General features: G+C 72.8%; 16 protein-coding genes. 7 read left to right on the top strand and 9 right to left on the bottom strand.

Features of this window, described 5'->3' with window-relative positions:
- Positions 1-23: 23 nt before the first annotated feature.
- Positions 24-746: a serine hydrolase gene (locus ACIBBB_RS14610; protein WP_398981731.1), complete on the top strand. Its 723-nt coding sequence runs from the start codon at positions 24-26 to the stop codon at positions 744-746.
- Here ACIBBB_RS14610 and mycP read toward each other — a convergent pair.
- Positions 721-1,980, bottom strand: coding sequence for a type VII secretion-associated serine protease mycosin (gene mycP, locus ACIBBB_RS14615; RefSeq protein WP_398981733.1), 1,260 nt, complete (start codon positions 1,978-1,980; stop codon positions 721-723). The two genes, ACIBBB_RS14610 and mycP, sit on opposite strands and share 26 nt — an antisense overlap.
- The gene (locus ACIBBB_RS14620) at positions 1,977-2,792 is read right to left on the bottom strand and encodes a hypothetical protein (RefSeq protein ID WP_398981735.1); all 816 of its coding nucleotides are present in this window, start codon (positions 2,790-2,792) and stop codon (positions 1,977-1,979) included. The genes mycP and ACIBBB_RS14620 overlap by 4 nt, the downstream gene beginning before the upstream one ends.
- A gap of 844 nt (positions 2,793-3,636) precedes the next feature.
- Between ACIBBB_RS14620 and ACIBBB_RS14625 the strand changes: the two genes are divergently transcribed.
- A complete protein-coding gene (locus tag ACIBBB_RS14625) occupies positions 3,637-4,839 on the top strand; it encodes an amino acid deaminase/aldolase (RefSeq protein WP_398981737.1) in 1,203 nt (400 codons plus the stop codon).
- A 37-nt stretch (positions 4,840-4,876) separates the two neighbouring features.
- Here ACIBBB_RS14625 and ACIBBB_RS14630 read toward each other — a convergent pair whose 3' ends face one another.
- From ACIBBB_RS14630 to ACIBBB_RS14645, 4 genes are read right to left on the bottom strand one after another with little or no spacing between them, the layout of a single operon-like run.
- The gene (locus ACIBBB_RS14630; RefSeq protein WP_398981739.1) at positions 4,877-5,854 is read right to left on the bottom strand and encodes a DUF2510 domain-containing protein; all 978 of its coding nucleotides are present in this window, start codon (positions 5,852-5,854) and stop codon (positions 4,877-4,879) included.
- Positions 5,855-5,883: 29 nt separating this feature from the next.
- Complete coding sequence (locus tag ACIBBB_RS14635) at positions 5,884-6,687, bottom strand: 3-oxoacyl-ACP reductase (protein WP_398981741.1); 804 nt, start codon at positions 6,685-6,687, stop codon at positions 5,884-5,886.
- A gap of 3 nt (positions 6,688-6,690) precedes the next feature.
- Entirely contained in the window at positions 6,691-8,067 is a 1,377-nt protein-coding gene (locus ACIBBB_RS14640) for an aldehyde dehydrogenase family protein (protein ID WP_398981743.1), read from the bottom strand.
- 11 nt (positions 8,068-8,078) lie between these two features.
- A complete protein-coding gene (locus ACIBBB_RS14645; RefSeq protein WP_398981745.1) occupies positions 8,079-9,449 on the bottom strand; it encodes a glutamine synthetase family protein in 1,371 nt (456 codons plus the stop codon).
- Positions 9,450-9,544: 95 nt separating this feature from the next.
- Here ACIBBB_RS14645 and ACIBBB_RS14650 point away from each other — a divergent pair, with 95 nt between their 5' ends.
- The 4 genes from ACIBBB_RS14650 to ACIBBB_RS14665 all read left to right on the top strand — a co-directional run bounded on the left by ACIBBB_RS14650 (position 9,545) and on the right by ACIBBB_RS14665 (position 14,381).
- Entirely contained in the window at positions 9,545-10,279 is a 735-nt protein-coding gene (locus ACIBBB_RS14650) for a FadR/GntR family transcriptional regulator (RefSeq protein ID WP_398981747.1), read from the top strand.
- A 161-nt stretch (positions 10,280-10,440) separates the two neighbouring features.
- Positions 10,441-11,988 (top strand): ethanolamine permease, encoded by a 1,548-nt coding sequence (gene eat, locus ACIBBB_RS14655; protein ID WP_398981749.1) that lies wholly within the window; start codon positions 10,441-10,443, stop codon positions 11,986-11,988.
- A gap of 98 nt (positions 11,989-12,086) precedes the next feature.
- Complete coding sequence (locus tag ACIBBB_RS14660) at positions 12,087-12,803, top strand: gamma-glutamyl-gamma-aminobutyrate hydrolase family protein (RefSeq protein ID WP_398981751.1); 717 nt, start codon at positions 12,087-12,089, stop codon at positions 12,801-12,803.
- A 111-nt stretch (positions 12,804-12,914) separates the two neighbouring features.
- A complete protein-coding gene (locus ACIBBB_RS14665; RefSeq protein ID WP_398981753.1) occupies positions 12,915-14,381 on the top strand; it encodes an alkaline phosphatase PhoX in 1,467 nt (488 codons plus the stop codon).
- Between the two features lie 78 nt (positions 14,382-14,459).
- Here the strand turns inward: ACIBBB_RS14665 and ACIBBB_RS14670 are convergent, their stop codons facing one another.
- Positions 14,460-15,383: a LysR family transcriptional regulator gene (locus ACIBBB_RS14670; RefSeq protein WP_398981755.1), complete on the bottom strand. Its 924-nt coding sequence runs from the start codon at positions 15,381-15,383 to the stop codon at positions 14,460-14,462.
- 124 nt (positions 15,384-15,507) lie between these two features.
- On the opposite strand from ACIBBB_RS14670, the gene ACIBBB_RS14675 reads away from it, so the two are divergent.
- Positions 15,508-16,650 (top strand): TDT family transporter, encoded by a 1,143-nt coding sequence (locus tag ACIBBB_RS14675; RefSeq protein ID WP_398982060.1) that lies wholly within the window; start codon positions 15,508-15,510, stop codon positions 16,648-16,650.
- Here ACIBBB_RS14675 and ACIBBB_RS14680 read toward each other — a convergent pair.
- Entirely contained in the window at positions 16,589-17,320 is a 732-nt protein-coding gene (locus ACIBBB_RS14680; RefSeq protein WP_398981757.1) for a helical backbone metal receptor, read from the bottom strand. The genes ACIBBB_RS14675 and ACIBBB_RS14680 overlap by 62 nt on opposite strands.
- Before the next feature lie 15 nt (positions 17,321-17,335).
- On the bottom strand, positions 17,336-17,884 hold the full coding sequence (locus ACIBBB_RS14685) for a helix-turn-helix domain-containing protein (protein ID WP_398981759.1): 549 nt from the start codon (positions 17,882-17,884) through the stop codon (positions 17,336-17,338).
- Positions 17,885-18,140 lie beyond the last annotated feature (256 nt).

An 18,140-nucleotide genomic window follows, 5' to 3' on the forward strand; every position in this document is an offset into this window, starting at 1 on the left:
CAACGCCGGACCGAGGGGGACCCATGCGCGCTTCCGGCGAACCGCTCGTCGTCACCACCGACGCGAACGTCACGTACGACGTCGCCGTCCGCGACACGGCCACCGGGCGCACCACGGCGTACCGCCACGCCCCCGGCCCCACCCATCCCACCGCCAGCGTCGTCAAGCTCGGCATCCTCGCCGCGCTCCTGCTGCACATTCAGGACACGGACCGCGAGCCGACCCCCCAGGAGCACGCGTCGGCCGCCGGCATGATCGAGCACAGTGACAACGACGCCGCCACCGAGCTGTTGAAGGTGGCCGGCGGCACCGAAGGACTGGACGCGGCCCACCGGCGCCTCGGTCTGCGCGAGTCGGAGGCGGAGGAGTCCTGGGGCCTCACGCGTACCACCGCGTCGGATCAACTGGCCCTGCTGGAGGCCGTGTTCGGCGGTGGGACGACACCGCTCGGCGAGCGCTCGCGCGCCTTCGTGGCGGACCTGATGACCCATGTGGTGCCGGACCAGGCGTGGGGTGTCTCGGCGGCGGGCAGCGCACCGGCGCTGAAGAACGGCTGGATGCCGTTGAGCGCCACCGGGCTGTGGATCGTCAACTCGGTCGGCCGTGTCACCGCCGGGGACCGCGACGTCCTCGTGGCCGTCCTGTCGGGTGGTCATCCTACGAAGGACGCGGGCATCGCCCTGGTCGAGGCGGCGGCGCGGGCCGCCGTCAGCGAGGCCGTCAGCGCGTCCGGCGGCGTCCGCTGATCGGTCCGCCGCGCCAGAGCACCACGGCGCCGGCCAGCAGCAGCGCGCCGAGGCCGCCCGCGAGCGGGGCGAGCCAGGCGGCGGGCTCGGACTCCCCCGAGGCGTTGTCGGGGCCCCGGCCGAAGTACTGCTTCGTGTAGCCGGTCGCCCTGTCCTTCGAGTCGGCCGTCGTGGTGGTCAGCTTCACGCCCGCCTCGATCGCCGCGGCCGGATCGACGATGCCGTAGCCGGTCGAGTCGTCGCGGCCGCTGTCCGGGGCGTCGCGCGCGGTGTCGGCGAGCAGCTTCTTGATCTGGGCGGGCCGGAGCTCGGGATGGGCCGCGCGTACGAGGGCGACGGCGCCGGAGACGAAGGCGGCGGCGGCGCTGGTGCCCCAGCCTTCGTAGTAGCGCCGGTCGGGGTCCGCTATGACGACGTCGACACCGGGCGCGCTGACGGTGGCGTACCAGCGGCGGGTGGAGAACGCGGCGTGGGTGCCGTAGCGGTCGACCGCCGTCACGGCGATCACGCCGGGGTACGCGGCCGGGTAGGAGATACGGTCGCCCTTCTCGCCGCCGTTGCCCGCCGAGGCGACCACGGCCGCGCCCTTGGACAGCGCGTACTGGACGGCGGCGTCCTCGCCCGGCTCCGGGTGGGCCGACTCGCTGTCGTCGCCGAGGGACAGGTTGATGACGTCGGCGCCGTTGTCGGCGGCCCAGCGGATGCCGTCGGCGAGTGAACCGCCGCGCGACTTGCGGGCCTTGGCCCGGTCCGGGTCGGTGCCTTCGAGGATCACGCGCACCGGCAGGATCTTCGCCCCGGGGGCGATCCCGAGGACGCCGTCCTCGCGGCCCGGTCCGTGTCCCCGGCCCGCGATGATGCCCGCCATGGCCGTGCCGTGCCTGGCCCAGGCCCGGTCGCCGCTCTCGGCGCCGAAGCCGATGAGGTCCTTGCCGGTCAGGACCTGCCCGGCGAGGTCGGGGTGGGTGGGGTCGACGCCGGTGTCGAGCACGGCGACGGTGATGCCGTCGCCCTTGGTGGTGCGCCAGGCGTCGTCGGTGTGCATCGCTTCGAGGGCCCACTGCTGGGCGCGTATGACGTCCGCGTGGGCGGGCGTCGCCGGGACGGCGAGCAGGAAGGAGGCGGCGGCCAGGGTGGCGGCGAGACGGTGTCGCCGGTGCCGGGCCGGTCGCGTCGCGGGTGCCGCGAGAGCCGTGGGCGTCGTGGGCGTCGTGGGGGGCGGGGACGTGGTCATTCGGGCTTCTCCGTCGCCTTGCTCGCTGTCGTACGCAGACCGCGCTCGACCCGGTCGGCCACGCCCTTCGCGTCATGGCCGAGCCCGGACTGGGCGGCCGCCGTCTTCGCGCCGTCGGCGGTGGCCTTGACGACCGGCTGCGGGTCGCGGACCTGACGTCCGTCGGCGAAGCCGGAGACGGCGTACACGACGACGGGTGCCTCGGTGAGGACGTTCACCGTCCAGCTCGCGCGCTGCCCGTCGCCGAAGCCCGCGGCCAGGGTGCCCTTCACCGGATAGGTGCGGGGCATCAGGTCGCTGCGTTCGTTGAGTTTCTCGTCGGTGAACCGGGCGTCCAGCGCCTCCATGCCCGCCGGTTCGGCCTCTGTGAAGACCATGCCGACGGTGGTGAGAGTGCTGCTGGTCGCGTCCACGTAGGTCGCCCGTAGGACCCGCTCGCAGCCGACCGGGCGCAGCGTCTTCAGGAGGAGCGGATCGAGGGCTCCGGTACAGCCGCTGTCGGGTGCCACGGCGAGCCTGGTCCAGGTCCGGTCGGCGCCGCCGGGGCCCGCGCCGTCGCCCTTGAGGGTGCGCGGGAAGAAGGTGTCGACGGGGGTGCTGTGCCAGAGCGTACGGAGCGGTGCGTAGCCGGCGCCCGGGGCGGGGTCGGCGGACGAGTCTCCCGTCAGCCAGGTGCCGGTGACGGCGCCGCCGATCAGACCGAGGCCGAGGACCACACAGGCGATCGCCGCGGCCGTCCTGCCGGGGTGGCGGGCGGGCACGGGACGCAGCCGGGTGGTCGTCTCGGCGGGGGTTACGGAAGGCTGCTCCACCGGCCAGCGGTAGGGCGGCGGCGGGAGCGGCCGACCGCCGGCCGGGGGCCGGGTGAGGTCGACGGGGCCGACGTGCCCGCGGTGCGGCGGGGCGGGCGGCTCGGCCGGGCGCTGCGCGGGCTCAGGGGAGAACGTGTAACCGGGTGGCGGCGGCGGGAGCGGGGTGGACCTGCCCGTGGACCTCCCCGTGGACGCGGACGGCGGGGCCGGCTGTGGCGGTGTCGCGAGCGGCCGGGCGGGCCGGGGCGGTACGGCGCCGACGGGCGGGGCCGGGGGAACGACGCGTAGGCGGGCCGTGTCCTCGTCGGGCGGCACGGCGGATCGCGGGGCCGTTCGCTGTGCGGGCGGTCCGGCGGGGCGCGGGGGTATGCCTGGCTCCCCGCCGGAGGACCGGCCGGATGTCCCGGTGGGCGTTGCGCCCGGCGCTTCCGCGGGCCGCTCGGGCGGCCTGGTGCCAGAGCTCCCGGCGGTCGGATCGGGCCGCGCGGTTTCGGTACGGGGCTTCTCCGTGCGGCGCTTCTCGGTGCGGGGCTTCTCGGTGCGGTCGGATCCGGGCGCTTCGTCGCGGCCGTGAGCGGGCTGCGCGAGCGGGGGTCCCGACGGTGGCGGTGGGCCGGCGGGGCGGGGCGGCAAGGGCGCGCGTCGCGCTTCGGTACTCATCCGCCCCCCTGTGATCACGGCCTTGTCCACGGCGGATCACCGGACGGGGCAGGCCCGTTCGTCGCCGCGTGGGCGTCACTCTACGGGCTGGAGAGCATGGCGCGGGAACAGGTCCGCAGGTCGGGGCGGATCTGACCAGAACATCCCCCTACCGTCGGGTAAGCCCGTCTGGCAAGCTCGGAAGATGACTCCCCGCGCCGCCGACCGGGCCCGGTACGACCGGGCCACCGCACATCTGGACGCCCCGCTCGCCGTGGTCGATCTCGAAGCCTTCGACGCCAACGCGGACGATCTCGTCCGCCGGGCGGCGGGCAAACCGATCAGGGTCGCCAGCAAATCGGTGCGCTGCCGGGCGCTGTTGGAGCGGGTCCTGGCGCGTGACGGCTTCGCGGGCATCATGTCGTTCACGCTGGCCGAGTCGCTGTGGCTGGCGCGTGCCGGTTTCGAGGACGTGCTGCTCGCCTATCCGTCGGTCGACCGGGGCGCGTTCGCGGAGCTCGCCGCCGATCCGAAGCTGGCCGCGGCCGTGACGGTGATGATCGACGATCCGGCCCAGCTGGACCTCGTGGACCTCTCGCGGGCGGGCGGCACGGAGGAGATCCGGGTCTGTCTGGAGCTGGACACGGCGCTCCGGATGTTCGGCGGGCGGGTCCGGATCGGGGCCAGGCGCTCACCGCTGCGGGAGCCGGCGCAACTGGCCGAGCTGGCCAGGTCGGTCGTCCGCAGGCCCGGTTTCCGGCTGGTGGGGCTGATGGCGTACGAGGGTCATGTCGCCGGTGTCGGTGACTCGGTCGCGGGCCGGCCGCTGCGCTCGCGCGCGGTGCGGCTGATGCAGTCCGCCGCGCGCAAGGAGCTGGCCGAGCGGCGCAGGGCGGTGGTGCGCGCGGTGCGGCTGGTGGCGCCGGAGCTGGAGTTCGTCAACGGCGGGGGCACGGGCAGTGTGCAGCACACGGCGGCCGAGGACTCGGTGACGGAGATCGCCGCCGGGTCGGGGCTGTACGTGCCGCGGCTGTTCGACAACTACACGTCGTTCAGGGGCCGTCCGGCCGCGCTCTTCGCCCAGCCGGTGGTGCGCAGGCCGGGTGTCGGCGTGGTCACCGTGCTCGGCGGCGGCTATCCGGCGTCGGGAGCGGCCGGCCGGGACCGGCTGCCGGAGCCGTATCTGCCGGAGGGTCTGCGGTACGACCCCCAGGAGGGGGCCGGCGAGGTGCAGACCCCGCTGCTGGGGTCGGCCGCCGACGATCTGCTGATCGGCGACCGGGTGTGGTTCCGGCACGCGAAGGCCGGCGAGCTGTGCGAGCGCTTCGACGAGCTGCTGCTGATCGAGGGCGACCGGGTGACGGCGACGGTGCCGACGTACCGGGGCGAGGGCCGTACGTACCTCTGAGGCGCCCCCCGTACGCGAGGTGGGAGTCGGGCAGGGCTCAGGAGGGGGCGATGGAGCTGCCGACGCCGCCCGTGCTGTCGCCGATCGTCCGGATGCCCTTGGTGATCGTGTCCATCCCGCCGAGGGGCGGGCCCTCGGGCCCCGCGTCGAAGGCGAACCGGACGATCACGAGCGATCCCGCGCCGATGGCGGAGGGAAAGGCCAACGACTGGACGTAACCGCCCGGTCCCTTGCCCGTCGTGACCTTCCAGCGCACCAGATACCCGGTGCGTCCGGTGACGGAGACGGCCTCGGACTTGACGACGGTGTGCGAGGTGACGTTCCCGTAGAGGGGGTTGCCGATGGAGTCCTCGTCGTACAGGGCGTCGGACGCCTCCTGGATGTCCTCCTTGGCGAGGGCTTCGGGAGAGTCCGCGTCGGTCTGGGTGGCGGTGAAGGACATGACCCGGCCGTACCGGCAGTACCGGTTCGTCTGTCCGGGGCACTCGTAGTCGTCCACGGTCGTCATGGTCACCGAGCGGTCCACGAAGCTGTCCGACTTCTCCCAGTCGTCGGGGATGGGCAGCGTGATGCCGTTGAGCTGATCGACCAGGACGTCGGGGTCGGGGCTCGGCTCGGCCGTGGGGCTCTCGCCGGTGCCGGCCGTCGGACCGGCCGCGGTCTCGCCGGTGGTCGGGGCGGACCGGGGCGCGGCCTTCGTCCCGTCGTCGCCGAGCAGCGTGGCGCCGGCGAGGATCGCGGCCACGACGAGCCCGGCGGCCACGGCGACGGCGACCCGGGCACGACCGCCCCGACCGCCGCCCGTGCCGCCGTTCGGCGCGAGGGGCGCCATCTGCGGTTGCTGGTAAGCCTGTTGGTAACCCTGCTGGTACGACAGCGGCTGCTGGTAGGGGGCGGGAGGGATCGTCCCGCCGAGCGGCCGGGTATGCGCGGTCCAGGCGGTCCCGTCCCACCAGCGCTCGGTGCCGGGCACGCCTTGGTCCGCGTACCAGCCTGGTGGCGTCGTCATGCTCATCCCGCCACCCTAAGGGCCCTGGGTCGGCTCTAGAGCGGCGTCACGTACGCCCCGCCGATACCGCCGTCGACCATGAAATCCGTCGCGTTGACGAACGACGCGTCGTCGCTGGCGAGGAACGCCACCGCCGCGGCGATCTCCTCCGCCTCCGCGAACCGCCCGCCCGGAATGTGCACCAGCCGGCGTGCGGCCCGCTCGGGGTCGCTCGCGAACAGCTCGCGCAGCAGAGGGGTGTTGACCGGTCCCGGGCAGAGCGCGTTGACCCGGATCCCTTCGCGGGCGAACTGCACGCCCAGCTCGCGTGACATGGCGAGCACGCCTCCTTTGGAGGCGGTGTACGAGATCTGGCTGGTGGCCGCGCCCATGGTCGCCACGAACGACGCGGTGTTGATGATCGAGCCGCGCCGCTGCTGCCGCATGTAAGGGAGGACCGCCTTGCAGCACAGGTACACGGAGGTGAGGTTGACCTCTTGGACCCGGCGCCAGGCGTCGATGCCGGTGGTGAGGATCGAGTCGTCCTCCGGCGGCGAGATGCCCGCGTTGTTGAAGGCGATGTCGACGCTGCCGTAGGTGTCGAACGCCTTCTTGAAGAGGGCCTCGACCTGTTCCGCGTCGGTGACGTCGACCTGTACGAAGATGCCGCCCACCTCGTCGGCCACCGCCTTGCCCGCCGTCCCGTCGATGTCGCCGCAGACGACGTGCGCGCCTTCGGAGGCGAGCCGGCGCGCGGTGGCGAGACCGATGCCGCTGCCGGCGCCGGTGATGACGGCGGTACGGCCGACCAGCCGGCGGCAGACGGGCGCCTCGGCGCTCTGGTTGATCTCGTCGGGCATGGGTCAGGCCTCCGTACTGATGAAGATGTTCTTGGTCTCGGTGAACGCGGTGAGGGCGTCGGGGCCCAGCTCACGGCCGACGCCGGACTGCTTGTAACCCCCGAAGGGGGTCGAGTAGCGCACGCTGCTGTGGGAGTTGACGGACAGGTTGCCGGCGGCGACGGCGCGCGAGACGCGCAGCGCGCGGCCGAGGTCGCGGGTCCAGAGCGAGCCGGAGAGCCCGTACTCGGTGTCGTTGGCGAGGCGGATCGCGTCCTCCTCGTCGTCGAACGGGATCACGACGGCGACGGGGCCGAAGATCTCCTCGGTCAGAGCGGGGTCGTCGGCCGGGACGTCGGTGAGGACGGTCGGCGGGAACCAGAATCCCGGCCCGTCGGGGGCGCTGCCCCGGATGGCCTCCCGGCCCTCGGGGACGTACCCGCGCACGCGCTCCAGTTGGGTGCGCGAGATCAGCGGGCCCATCTGGGTCTTCTCGTCCGACGGGTCGCCGACGACGACCGACCGCACGGCGGGGGCGAGGAGTTCGAGGAACCGGTCGTACGCGGTGCGCTGGACGAGGATGCGCGTACGGGCGCAGCAGTCCTGTCCGGCGTTGTCGAGGAAGGCCATGGGTGCCTCTGCCGCCGCCCGCTCCACGTCGGCGTCGGCGAAGACGATGTTGGGGCTCTTGCCGCCGAGTTCGAGCGTCACGCGCTTCACGAGGCGCGCGCCGCCGGCCATGATCTCCTTGCCGACCCGGGTGGAGCCGGTGAAGACGATCTTCGCCACGCCCGGGTGCTCGACCAGTGCCCGGCCCGCGACTTCCCCGGCGCCCGGCAGGACGTGGAACAGATGCTCCGGCAGGCCCGCTTCCAGGGCGAGTTCGGCCAGGCGCAGCGCGGTCAGCGGGGTGGTCTCGGCCGGCTTGAGGAGTACGGCGTTGCCTGCCGCCAGGGCCGGTGCGGTACCCCAGGCGGCGATGGGCATGGGGAAGTTCCAGGGGGCGATGACGCCGACGACACCGAGCGGTTCGAGGAGGGTGATGTCGAGCCCGCCGGCGACCGGGATCTGACGACCCGTCAGGCGTTCCACTCCCCCGGCGGCGTAGTCGAGGAGGTCGCGGACGTTGCCGGCCTCCCAGCGTGCGTTGCCGAGGGTGTGACCTGCCTCCTTGACCTCCAGCCGGGCGAGTTCTTCGAGGTGGTCGTCGACCACGGCGGCGAATCGGCGCAGCAGGCGCGCGCGGTCGGCGGGGGCGGCGCCCGCCCATCGGTGCTGGGCGGCGGCGGCCCGTACGACGGCCGCGTCGACCTCGGCGGTGCCGGTCGCGGGGACGGTGGCGACGACCTCCTCGGTCGCCGGGTCGAGGATCTGGTGTGCGTGGGGCGGCTGGTCGGGCACGGCTCTTTTCCTCACATGCGTTCGAAGGAGCGGCGGAGCTCCCAGTCGGTCACAGCGGCGTCGAAAGCGGCCAGTTCGACACGCGCCAGGTTGAGGTAGTGGGCGACGACCTCGTCCCCGAAGGCGGCCCTGGCGATGGGGCTGTGCTCCCAGAGTTCGGCGGCCTCACGCAGGGTGGTGGGGACCTGCTCGTACGCGGAGGTGTAGGCGTTCCCCGTGCAGGGCTCGGGGAGTTCGAGCTCGTGCTCGATCCCGTAGAGGCCCGCGGCGACCAGGCCGGCGACCGCCAGGTGGGGGTTGACGTCGCCGCCGGGCAGCCGGTTCTCGAAGCGCATGGAGCGGCCGTGGCCGACGACCCGCAGCGCGCAGGTGCGGTTGTCGTTGCCCCACGCGACGGCCGTCGGGGCGAAGGAGCCGGGCGCGAAGCGTTTGTACGAGTTGATGTTCGGCGCGTAGAGCAAGGAGAAGTCACGCAGCGCGGCGAGCTGGCCGGCCAGGAAGTGGCGCATCACGGGTGACATGCCGTGGGCGTCGTCGCCGGCCATGGCGTTCGTGCCGGGCTCGTCGGCGGACTGGAGCGAGAGATGGATGTGGCAGGAGTTGCCCTCGCGCTCGTTGTACTTGGCCATGAAGGTGAGTGAGACGCCCTCCTGCGAGGCGATCTCCTTGGCACCGGTCTTGTAGATGGCGTGCTGGTCGCAGGTGAGCAGGGCCTCGTCGAAACGGAAGACGATCTCGTGCTGGCCCGGATTGCACTCGCCCTTGGCGGATTCGACGATCAGACCGGCGGCGGTCATGTCGTTGCGGATCCGGCGCAGCAGCGGCTCGATACGGCCGGTGCCGAGGACGGAGTAGTCGATGTTGTACTGGTTCGCGGGGGTGAGGCCGCGGTAGCCGCTGTCCCAGGCCTGCTCGAAGGTGTCCTTGAAGACGATGAATTCGAGCTCGGTGCCGACGTGCGCGGTGTAGCCGTGCCCGGCGAGGCGCTCCAGCTGGCGGCGCAGGATCTGGCGGGGCGCGGCGACGACCGGGGAGCCGTCGTTCCAGGCGAGGTCGGCGATGAGCATCGCCGTGCCCTCGTTCCAGGGGACGCGGCGCAGCGTCGCGAGGTCGGGGTGCATGGCGAAGTCGCCGTAGCCACGGTCCCAGGAGGACATCGCGTAGCCGTCGACGGTGTTCAGCTCGACGTCGACGGCGAGCAGATAGTTGCAGCCCTCGGTGCCGTGTTCCAGTACGTCTTCGAGGAAGAACGGGGCGGCGAACCGCTTGCCCTGGAGTCTGCCCTGCATGTCGGGGAAGGCCAGGACAACGGTGTCGATCTCGCCGCTCGCCACCAGGGCGCGGAGCTCCTCGACGGAGAGCGGGGGGGTGCGGTCTGCCACGGGACAATCCTCCATCGGCCAGCCGGGGACCTTAAGGTATTCCGCGAGACCATTGGTTGGGAAGGGGAAACGGCGACGTGGCGAAGAAGGACGCGGTGAGGAAGAGTGAGCCGGCCGACCGGCTGACGCCCGTCCTGCGCCCCGTACGGGCGGGCAACGGATTCGAGGAGGCGCTGGAGCAGATCATGCAGGTGCTGCGCCTCGGCCTGGTCGCCGGCGGCGAACGGCTTCCCGCGGAGCGGAACCTGGCGGAGCGGCTGCGGATCAGCCGGGTCACGCTGCGCGAGGTGCTGAAGGTGCTGGCCGACGAGGGGCTGGTGGAGAGCCGGCGGGGGCGCTACGGCGGCACGTTCGTCCTGCGCCGGCCCGATACTCCGGCGCAGGGGGCCGAGGAGGAACTGCGCCGCCGGGTCTCGGGGGGCGACATCGAGGACGTGCTGCGCTTCCGGGAGGTGCTGGAGGTCGGCGCGGCGGGGCTGTGCGCGGCGCACGGTCTGACCGAGGAGGGGGCTGCCCGGCTGCGTACGGCGCTCGCGGCCACGCACGACGCCCCGCTGGGCGACTACCGCCGCCGCGACACACTGCTGCATCTGACGCTCGCGGAGCTGTCCGGCTCGGCGCGGCTGACCGAGAGTTATGTGTCGGTCCGCGCGACGGTGAACGATCTGCTGGACTGCATTCCGCTGCTGGTCCGGAACTTGGAGCACTCGCAGCAGCAGCACACCGCGCTGGTGGAGGCGGTCCTGGACGGCGACGCGGACGCGGCGCGCGAGGTGATGCGCGAGCACTGCGGCGGGACGGCGGCGCTGCTGCGGGGTTTTCTCAGCTGAGAGCGGGTAGCGAGGGGGGTGGGCCGCGCGGGCCCCGGCCACCCTGCCGCGCGGCCGTAACCGTCGCTTAACGCAGAGGGCTTGCGCCCGCGCGTATGAGGCCGCAATGGTATGCCCTCACACCTTTGCCCCCGAGGCAGAACCCGAGGCAGGAGCGGCTCATGGCCGAAGGCACGGACTCCCGTATCCCACCAGCCGATCCGTCACGTCCGGCCGGTCCCGCACCGGACGCCGCCGCGACCGACGCCGCGACCGGCGCCGCGACCGGCGCCGCGACCGGCGCCGCGGGCGGTCCCGCCGCCGACGCGGACTATCTGCGGCGCCGCACGCTGAAGCGCGGCAGCGCCGGCTGGCTGCTGCTGACCGGTCTCGGCGTCGCCTACGTCGTCTCCGGTGACTTCTCCGGCTGGAACATCGGACTCTCCGAGGGCGGCTTCGGCGGACTCGCCATCGCGACGCTCCTGATGGGCGCGATGTACGCCTGTCTCGTCTTCTCGCTCGCGGAGCTGTCCGCCATCCTGCCGACGGCGGGCGGCGGTTACGGCTTCGCCCGCCGCGCGCTCGGCACCTGGGGCGGTTTCCTGACCGGCACGGCCATCCTCATCGAGTACATCCTGGCGCCGGCCGCGATCTCCATCTTCATCGGTGACTACGTCGAGTCGCTGAACCTCTTCGGGCTGGACGCGGGCTGGCCGGTCTATCTCGCCTGCTTCGCCGTCTTCATCGGCATCCACCTCTGGGGCGTGGGCGAGGCGCTGCGCTTCAGTCTGGTCGTGACGGCCATCGCCGTCGCCGCGCTGCTGATCTTCGCCGTGGGCGCCTTCACCGACTTCGACAGCGGCCACCTCAACGACATCCCCGTCCAGGAGGACGCCTTCGGCTCCAACTCCTGGCTGCCGTACGGCCTGTTGGGCATCTGGGCCGCGTTCCCCTTCGGCATGTGGTTCTTCCTCGGCGTCGAGGGCGTGCCGCTGGCCGCCGAGGAGGCCAAGGACCCGGTGCACTCGATGCCACGGGCGCTGTCGATCTCCATGGGCATCCTCGCCCTGCTGGCCCTGATCACGTTCTTCGCCGCCACCGGGGCCCGCGGCTCGGCCGCCGTCCAGGAGGCGGGCAACCCGCTGGTCGTCGCACTCCAGGGCGACGGCGATCCCACCGCGCTCAGCCGGTTCGTCAACTACGCGGGCCTCGCCGGTCTCGTCGCGTCCTTCTTCTCCCTCATCTACGCCGGTTCCCGGCAGCTGTTCGCGCTCTCCCGCGCCGGCTATCTGCCCCGCTTCCTCTCCCTGACCAGCAGCCGCAAGGCGCCCTACCTCGGTCTGCTGATACCCGGCGCGATCGGCTTCGCGCTCGCCGCGGGCAGCGGCAACGGCGGGCGGATGCTGAACGTCGCGGTCTTCGGCGCGACCATCTCCTACGCCCTGATGGCCCTGTCCCATCTGGTACTGCGGCGCCGCGAGCCCGGTCTGCACCGTCCGTACCGGACACCGGGCGGCATGCTGACCTCCGGCGTGGCCTTCGTACTGGCCCTGTCGGCGCTGGTGGCGACCTTCCTGGTGGACAAGGACGCCGCGTTCATCGCGCTCGGCGTCTATGTCGTGGCACTCGCCTACTTCGCCTTCTACAGTCGGCACCGGCTGGTCGCCGCCGCGCCCGAGGAGGAGTTCGCCGCGCTCGCGGCCGCCGAGGCCGAGCTGGAACGGGACTGAGGATCCCGTACGGCGGATCGCCTCCCGACGGATCGCTTCCGACGGAACACCACTACAGAACAGCGCCACAGCACAGCACCACAACGGAGGAACGTTCAGTGAAGCCGCTCATCGGCGTCAGCACGTATCTGGAGACGTCGGCCAAGTGGGGCGTCTGGGATCTGCCCGCAGCTCTGCTGCCCATGGGATATCCCCGCCTCGTCCAGCGCGCGGGCGGCGTGGCCGTCATGCTCCCGCCGGACGGGTCGGCCACCGCCGCCTCCGTGGTCGCCAGGCTCGACGGGCTGGTCATCGCCGGCGGTCCGGATGTGGAGCCCGTACGGTACGGGGCCGAGCCCGACCCCCGTACCGGACCGCCCGCCCGGGAGCGGGACGAGTGGGAACTGGCCCTGATCGAGGCGGCGTTGGCGTCCGGTACGCCGCTGCTGGGGATCTGCCGGGGCATGCAGCTGCTGAACATCGCCCTCGGCGGGACGCTCGTGCAGCATCTGGAGGGCCACACGGCCGCGACGCTCGGCGTGTTCGGCGAGCACCCGGTGAAGCCGGTGCCGGGGACGCGGTACGGGACCGCCGTGCCGGAGGAGGCGGACGTGCCGTCCTCGCACCACCAGACGGTGGACCGGCTCGGCGAGGGTCTGATCGTGTCGGCGTACGCGGGCGACGGGACCGTGGAGGCCGTGGAGTTGGTGGACGAGCGGTGGGTGCTGGGGGTCCAGTGGCATCCCGAGATGGGCGAGGACGTTCGCGTGATGGCGGCGCTGGTGACGGCGGCGCGCGAGCGGGGGCGGGTCGGCGCACGGCCGCCCGGCCGGTGAGACAGCATGCGTTGATGGTTTCCCGTTCACCCGCCGTTCGCGGATGGAGGGGACTGTAGCCCGGGCTCGGGTCACCCCGGCCGTCCAACCGTGTACCCCCAGGAGACGAACGTGCCCATCACCCGTAGAGACTTCTCCAAGACCTCAGCCGGCGCCGGTCTCACCCTCGTCGGTGCCGCCGGTGTGCTGTCCACCGCCAGCGCGTACGCCTACGCGGACGAGAACGCGGACGCAGCCACGAGCGGAGACCAGGAGCAGATCGACCGGTCCGCCCAGGCACTCGGCAGCAAGACCGGGTACGGCCCCCTGATCGACGACCCGAAGGGCCTGCTCGCTCTGCCCGCCGGATTCTCGTACAAGATCATCACCCACGCCGGTGTCACGAAGCTGGACAGCGGTGAGTTCACGCCGAACAAGCACGACGGCACGGCCACCTTCCCGGGCACCCGCGGCTCCACACTCCTGGTCACCAACCACGAGATCAGCGGCGACCGCGCCGCCGTCGACTTCCCCGTACCGCTCACGGCGGGACTCGTGTACGACCCCGCCGCCCCCGGCGGCTGCACCGTCGTCGAGGTCTCCAAGCACGGCGAGCTGGTGGCCGAGTGGGTCGGCGTCGCCGGCACCCAGCAGAACTGCGCGGGCGGTCGCAGCCCCTGGGGCACGTGGCTGACCTGCGAGGAGAACACCGCCAAGGCCGGCGAGGGCGGCATGACCAAGGACCACGGTTATGTCTTCGAGGTCGACCCCTACGACCGTCGCGCCAACCAGCACCCGAAGCCGATCAAGGCGCTCGGCCGGTACGACCACGAGGCCGTCGTCGTCGACACCAAGCGCGGCCATCTGTACCTGACCGAGGACGCCTCCGGCCCCAACGGTCTGCTGTACCGCTGGACTCCGCCGAAGGGCTTCCGCCACGGCCGGGGCAAGCTGCGCGGGCTCTCCGACACCGCCGGTGTGCTGGAGGCCTTCAAGTGCTTCGACTCCCGGGGCAACTTCATCGACGACCTGTCCCGCGCCACGAAGGCCGGGACCGTCTACGGCGTCGACTGGGTGACCGTGCCCGACCGCGACGCCAAGACCGTACCGGTACGCAAGCAGTTCACGGACACGCAGGTCACGCGCGCCCGCAAACTGGAGGGCATGTGGTGGGCCGACGGCGGCGCGTACATCGTCTCCTCCTACGCGCGTGAGGAGAGCCCGAAGCAGCACGACGGTCAGGTGTGGTTCTACGACCCGGCCCGCCGCAAGCTGACCCTCAAGCTGATCCTGGGCGTCAACCCGGACCCGTCGAAGGACGGCGCTCTCGACGGCCCGGACAACATCACGGTCTCCCCGTACGGCGGCGTGATCCTGGCCGAGGACGGCGAGGGCATCCAGCATCTGTTCGGCGCCACGGACAACGGCAAGACCTACCCGATCGCCCGCAACGAACTGAACGGAGGCACCGCCGAGGAGCCCGAGTACAGCGAGTTCGCCGGTGTGGTCTTCTCCCCCGACGGCAAGACGCTGTACGCGAGCATCCAGAACCCCGGCATCCTGCTGGCCATCACCGGCCCCTGGCGCCACCAGCGCTGAGCGTCCACCGCTCACGGCCGCGCCCCGAACCCTGGGGGCGCGGCCGTGGCCGTCGGGAGGCCAAGGGGGTGGGGAGGGTCACGGGGTTACGCGTGTCAGCGCCAGCAGGTCTCGGGCCGGGCCGCTCGGGCGGTGCCCCGTCGGCCAGACGGCACGCAGCTCGCGCCGCAACTGAATGCCCCCCACCTCGACCTCCCTCAGCCGGCGTGACGCCAGCTCCTCCCGCACGGCGAGTTCGCTGAGCACCGAGGGCCCGGCTCCGCTCACCACCGCCGCCTTGACCGCCGTCGTCGAGGACAGTTCGAGCAGCGGCTCGGCGGGACCTCCGTAGGAGGCGAGCGCCGCGTCGAGCACCTGCCGGGTGCCCGAGCCCTCCTCACGGAGGATCAGCGGGGCAGCCGCCAGCTCGGCGGGCGTCACAGCCGTACGCCGGTCGCCCCAGGGGTGCGTCGGCGCGACCACGACCACCAGCCGGTCGCGCCCGATCACCGTGCCGTCCAGCCCCCCGGGCACGGCCAGGCCCTCCACGAAGCCGATGTCCGCCTCGCCGCCGATCAGCCGCGCGGCCACGGCGCCCGAGTTGCCGGCCAGGAGCGAGACGGCCGTGTCCGGCCGGGCCGTGCGCAGTGCGATGAGCCAGCCGGGCAGCAGATACTCCGCGATGGTCATGCTCGCGGCGACCCGGAGCCGTGAGTCGCGCCGGTCGCGCAGCGCCTGCGCGCCCGCGTCGAACGCCTCGGCCGCCTCCATGATCCGCCGCGCCCAGTCCGTGACGAGCGCGCCGGCGCCGGTGAGCCGGGAGCCGCTGGGCGACCGGTCGAAGAGGCTGACGCCGAGCTGCCGTTCGACGGACCGTATCCGGCTGCTCGCCGCGGGCTGGCTGATACCCAGCTCGCGGGCGGCGCCGCCCATGCTGCCGTGCCGGGCGACCGCGATGAGCAGTTCCAGCGCGCCCAGCTCGGGCACCCGGTGGGCGAGGGTCGGGGCAGGCTCGTCGGTCATATACGCAGGTTATGGCCTCATAGCGCGAAGGGGCCTGGTGGGGAGGGCACGGAGCGAGGAGGGTGTGGGTATGCCCAGCCTCGCTCCGACCGCCCCCGCCGTCCTCACCACGGTGAAGGCGCCCATGAAGCCGACCGCGCGGAAAGACCGCCGGCGCTTCCCGGCGCTGCGCCATGTCGGACCCAACTGGTACGCGAGTGTGATGGGGACCGCGATCGTCGCGAGCGCGGGCGGCGCACTCCCCTGGGCCCCGTCTCCCGCCCCCGCGGCCCGCGCCTTCTGCGTCGCCGTGTGGGCGCTGTCGGCGCTGATGCTCCTGCTCGTCCTGGCCGCCCGCGCCGGGCACTGGATCCACCACCGCGACCAGGCACGCGCCCATCTGCTCGACCCCGCCGTGGCGCCCTTCTACGGATGCCTCGCGATGGCGCTGCTCGCGGTCGGCGGTGCCACTCTCTCCGTGGGCGGTCATGCCATCGGAGAGCGTGCGGCGGTGGCTGTGGACGCCGTGCTCTTCACGGCGGGCACGCTCGCCGGCCTGGCGGCGGCGGTGGGCATCCCGTATCTGATGGTGGTCCGCCATCGGGTACGGCCCGCCGACGCGTCCCCGGTGTGGCTGCTGCCGGTGGTGGCGCCCATGGTGTCGGCGGCGCTCGGTCCGCCGCTGATCCCGTATCTGCCCGCCGGGCAGTGGCGCGAGGCGCTGCTGCTGGGCTGTTACGCGATGTTCGGTCTGAGCCTGCTCGCCACGCTCACCCTGCTGCCGCTGATCTTCGGCCGGCTGCTGGTCCTCGGTCCCCTGCCCGTCGCCCTGACGCCGGCGCTCTTCCTCGTACTCGGGCCGCTCGGGCAGTCCACGACGGCGGTCGGCCATCTCGCCCGCGAAGCGCCGAGCGCGCTGGGCACCTCGTCCCCGCATCTCTCCGCGCTGGACGCGTTCGCGGTGCTGTACGGCGTCCCGGTGCTGGGCTTCGCCCTGCTGTGGCTGGCCCTGGCGGTCGTGATGGCCGTAGGTGCCGTACGGCGCGGGATGCGGTTCTCGATGACGTGGTGGGCCTTCACCTTCCCGGTCGGCACGTGCGTGACCGCCGCCGCCGGGCTGGCCCGCGCCACCGGCCTGACCGCCCTGACCTGGCTGGCATTCGGCTTGTTCGCCCTGCTGACGGCCGCGTGGGCGGTCGCCTGGACCCGTACGGTCCACGGTCTGGTCAGCGGAGTGCCGCTCGCAGCGCCGCCGGTGCCCCGGCCAGTGACGGCCCGTACCAGGTGAGGAACCGCCCGTCGACCAGCGCCGCCGGCAGCCCCGGGAAGGCCTCGGGGCCGTCCTCGGCGGTGAAGCGGTACGGCTCGTCGGGCAGGACGACCAGGTCGGCCCCCGAGGCCCGCAGCTCGTCCAGCGGGATCCGGGGGTAGCGCTCGGCCCGGTCGCCGTAGACGTTGCGCACGCCGAGCCTGGCGAGCAGATCGCCGGCGAAGGTGTCCCGCCCGAGCACCGTCCACGGCCTGCGCCAGATCGGTACGACCGCCCGGCGCCGGCCTCCGTACGGAGGAGGCACCGCCGCCCAGGCGTCGCGGGCCTCGTCGAGCCAGCGCGGCACCGCGAGCCCGCAGCCGGTCACGAGCATCCGCTCCAGCTCACCGAAGGCCTGGTCGAGGTCGCGCACCTCGGTGACCAGCACCATGATGCCCGCCGCTCGCAAGGCCGCCAGATCGGGCTCGCGGTTCTCCTCCTCGTTGGCGACGACGAGGTCGGGGCGGAGCGCGACGATCGCGGCGATGTCGGGATTCTTGGTGCCGCCGACGCGTACGACATCGAGGCCGGCGGGGTGGACGCACCAGTCGGTGGCACCCACCAGCAGTCCGGGCTCGCTGACCGCGACGGCCTCGGTGAGGGAGGGGACGAGCGAGACGATCCGGCGGCTCCCGGCGCCTGTCCGCACGGCGGGGCCCGCCGCTCAGCGCCGGGTGTCGAACGTCGCGTCGATGTGCTCGGCGACGGCGACGACCAGGATGCGGGTGCCGGGCTCGGTCGCGCGCCAGCGGTGCCTGACGCCTCCGGAGAGGTACAGCGTGTCGCCGCGTTCCAGGCGGTAGGCCCGCCCTTCGGCCTCGACCTCGGCCGCACCGTCGGCGATGTACATGACCTCGTCGTTGCGGTGCTGGTACTCGCGCCCGGTGTCCTGCTCGCCGGTGTACTCCTTGGCGTGCAACTGGTGTCCGCCACGTGCCACCCTGCGCACGCCGGGGCCGCCCTCGTGCGCCCGTACGACGTCGACGGTGCGCGCCGAGTCCGCGGCGGCGTGCAGCGCGGCGGTGGTGGTCTCCAGGGCTTCGGCCACCCGCTCCAGCGAGCGGGCGCTCGGCCGGGCGCGTTCGTTCTCGATCTGGCTGAGGAAGGGCACGGACAGCCCGCTGCGGTCGGCGACGGCCGCCAGCGTCAGCCCGAGGGACCTGCGCCGCCTTCGGACGGCGGCGCCCACCCTGAGCGCTTCCTTGTCGTCCATGTCTGGGCTCCCTCCGGCCGGATCGTCATCTTCTCAGAGTTGACGGCCGCGTAAGGGCGGTCTGTCTCACCCGCCACCGATCCGTCCGGATCCGGTTACCGACCCGTAGGGCCACAGCTCCAACGTACGACGCTCAGCGCGGAGCGCACCCCCAGAGCGCGGTGGCGCGGAAAACAGCGGGCGGGCACCGTCTCTCACGGTGTCCGCCCGCTACTTTCCGCCACGGCCGTTGACCACTACGGCCTACGGCCGACCG

Origin of the sequence: Streptomyces sp. NPDC051217, from assembly GCF_044455465.1 — a bacterium.
Taxonomy (GTDB): domain Bacteria; phylum Actinomycetota; class Actinomycetes; order Streptomycetales; family Streptomycetaceae; genus Streptomyces.

Coding starts and splice junctions, on each gene's coding strand:
- ACIBBB_RS14610 (WP_398981731.1), top strand. CDS start 24: ATGCGCGCTTCCGGCGAACCGCTCGTCGTCACCACCGACGCGAACGTC.
- mycP (WP_398981733.1), bottom strand. CDS start 1,980: ATGACCACGTCCCCGCCCCCCACGACGCCCACGACGCCCACGGCTCTC.
- ACIBBB_RS14625 (WP_398981737.1), top strand. CDS start 3,637: ATGACTCCCCGCGCCGCCGACCGGGCCCGGTACGACCGGGCCACCGCA.
- ACIBBB_RS14630 (WP_398981739.1), bottom strand. CDS start 5,854: ATGAGCATGACGACGCCACCAGGCTGGTACGCGGACCAAGGCGTGCCC.
- ACIBBB_RS14635 (WP_398981741.1), bottom strand. CDS start 6,687: ATGCCCGACGAGATCAACCAGAGCGCCGAGGCGCCCGTCTGCCGCCGG.
- eat (WP_398981749.1), top strand. CDS start 10,441: ATGGCCGAAGGCACGGACTCCCGTATCCCACCAGCCGATCCGTCACGT.
- ACIBBB_RS14670 (WP_398981755.1), bottom strand. CDS start 15,383: ATGACCGACGAGCCTGCCCCGACCCTCGCCCACCGGGTGCCCGAGCTG.
- ACIBBB_RS14675 (WP_398982060.1), top strand. CDS start 15,508: ATGAAGCCGACCGCGCGGAAAGACCGCCGGCGCTTCCCGGCGCTGCGC.
- ACIBBB_RS14685 (WP_398981759.1), bottom strand. CDS start 17,884: ATGGACGACAAGGAAGCGCTCAGGGTGGGCGCCGCCGTCCGAAGGCGG.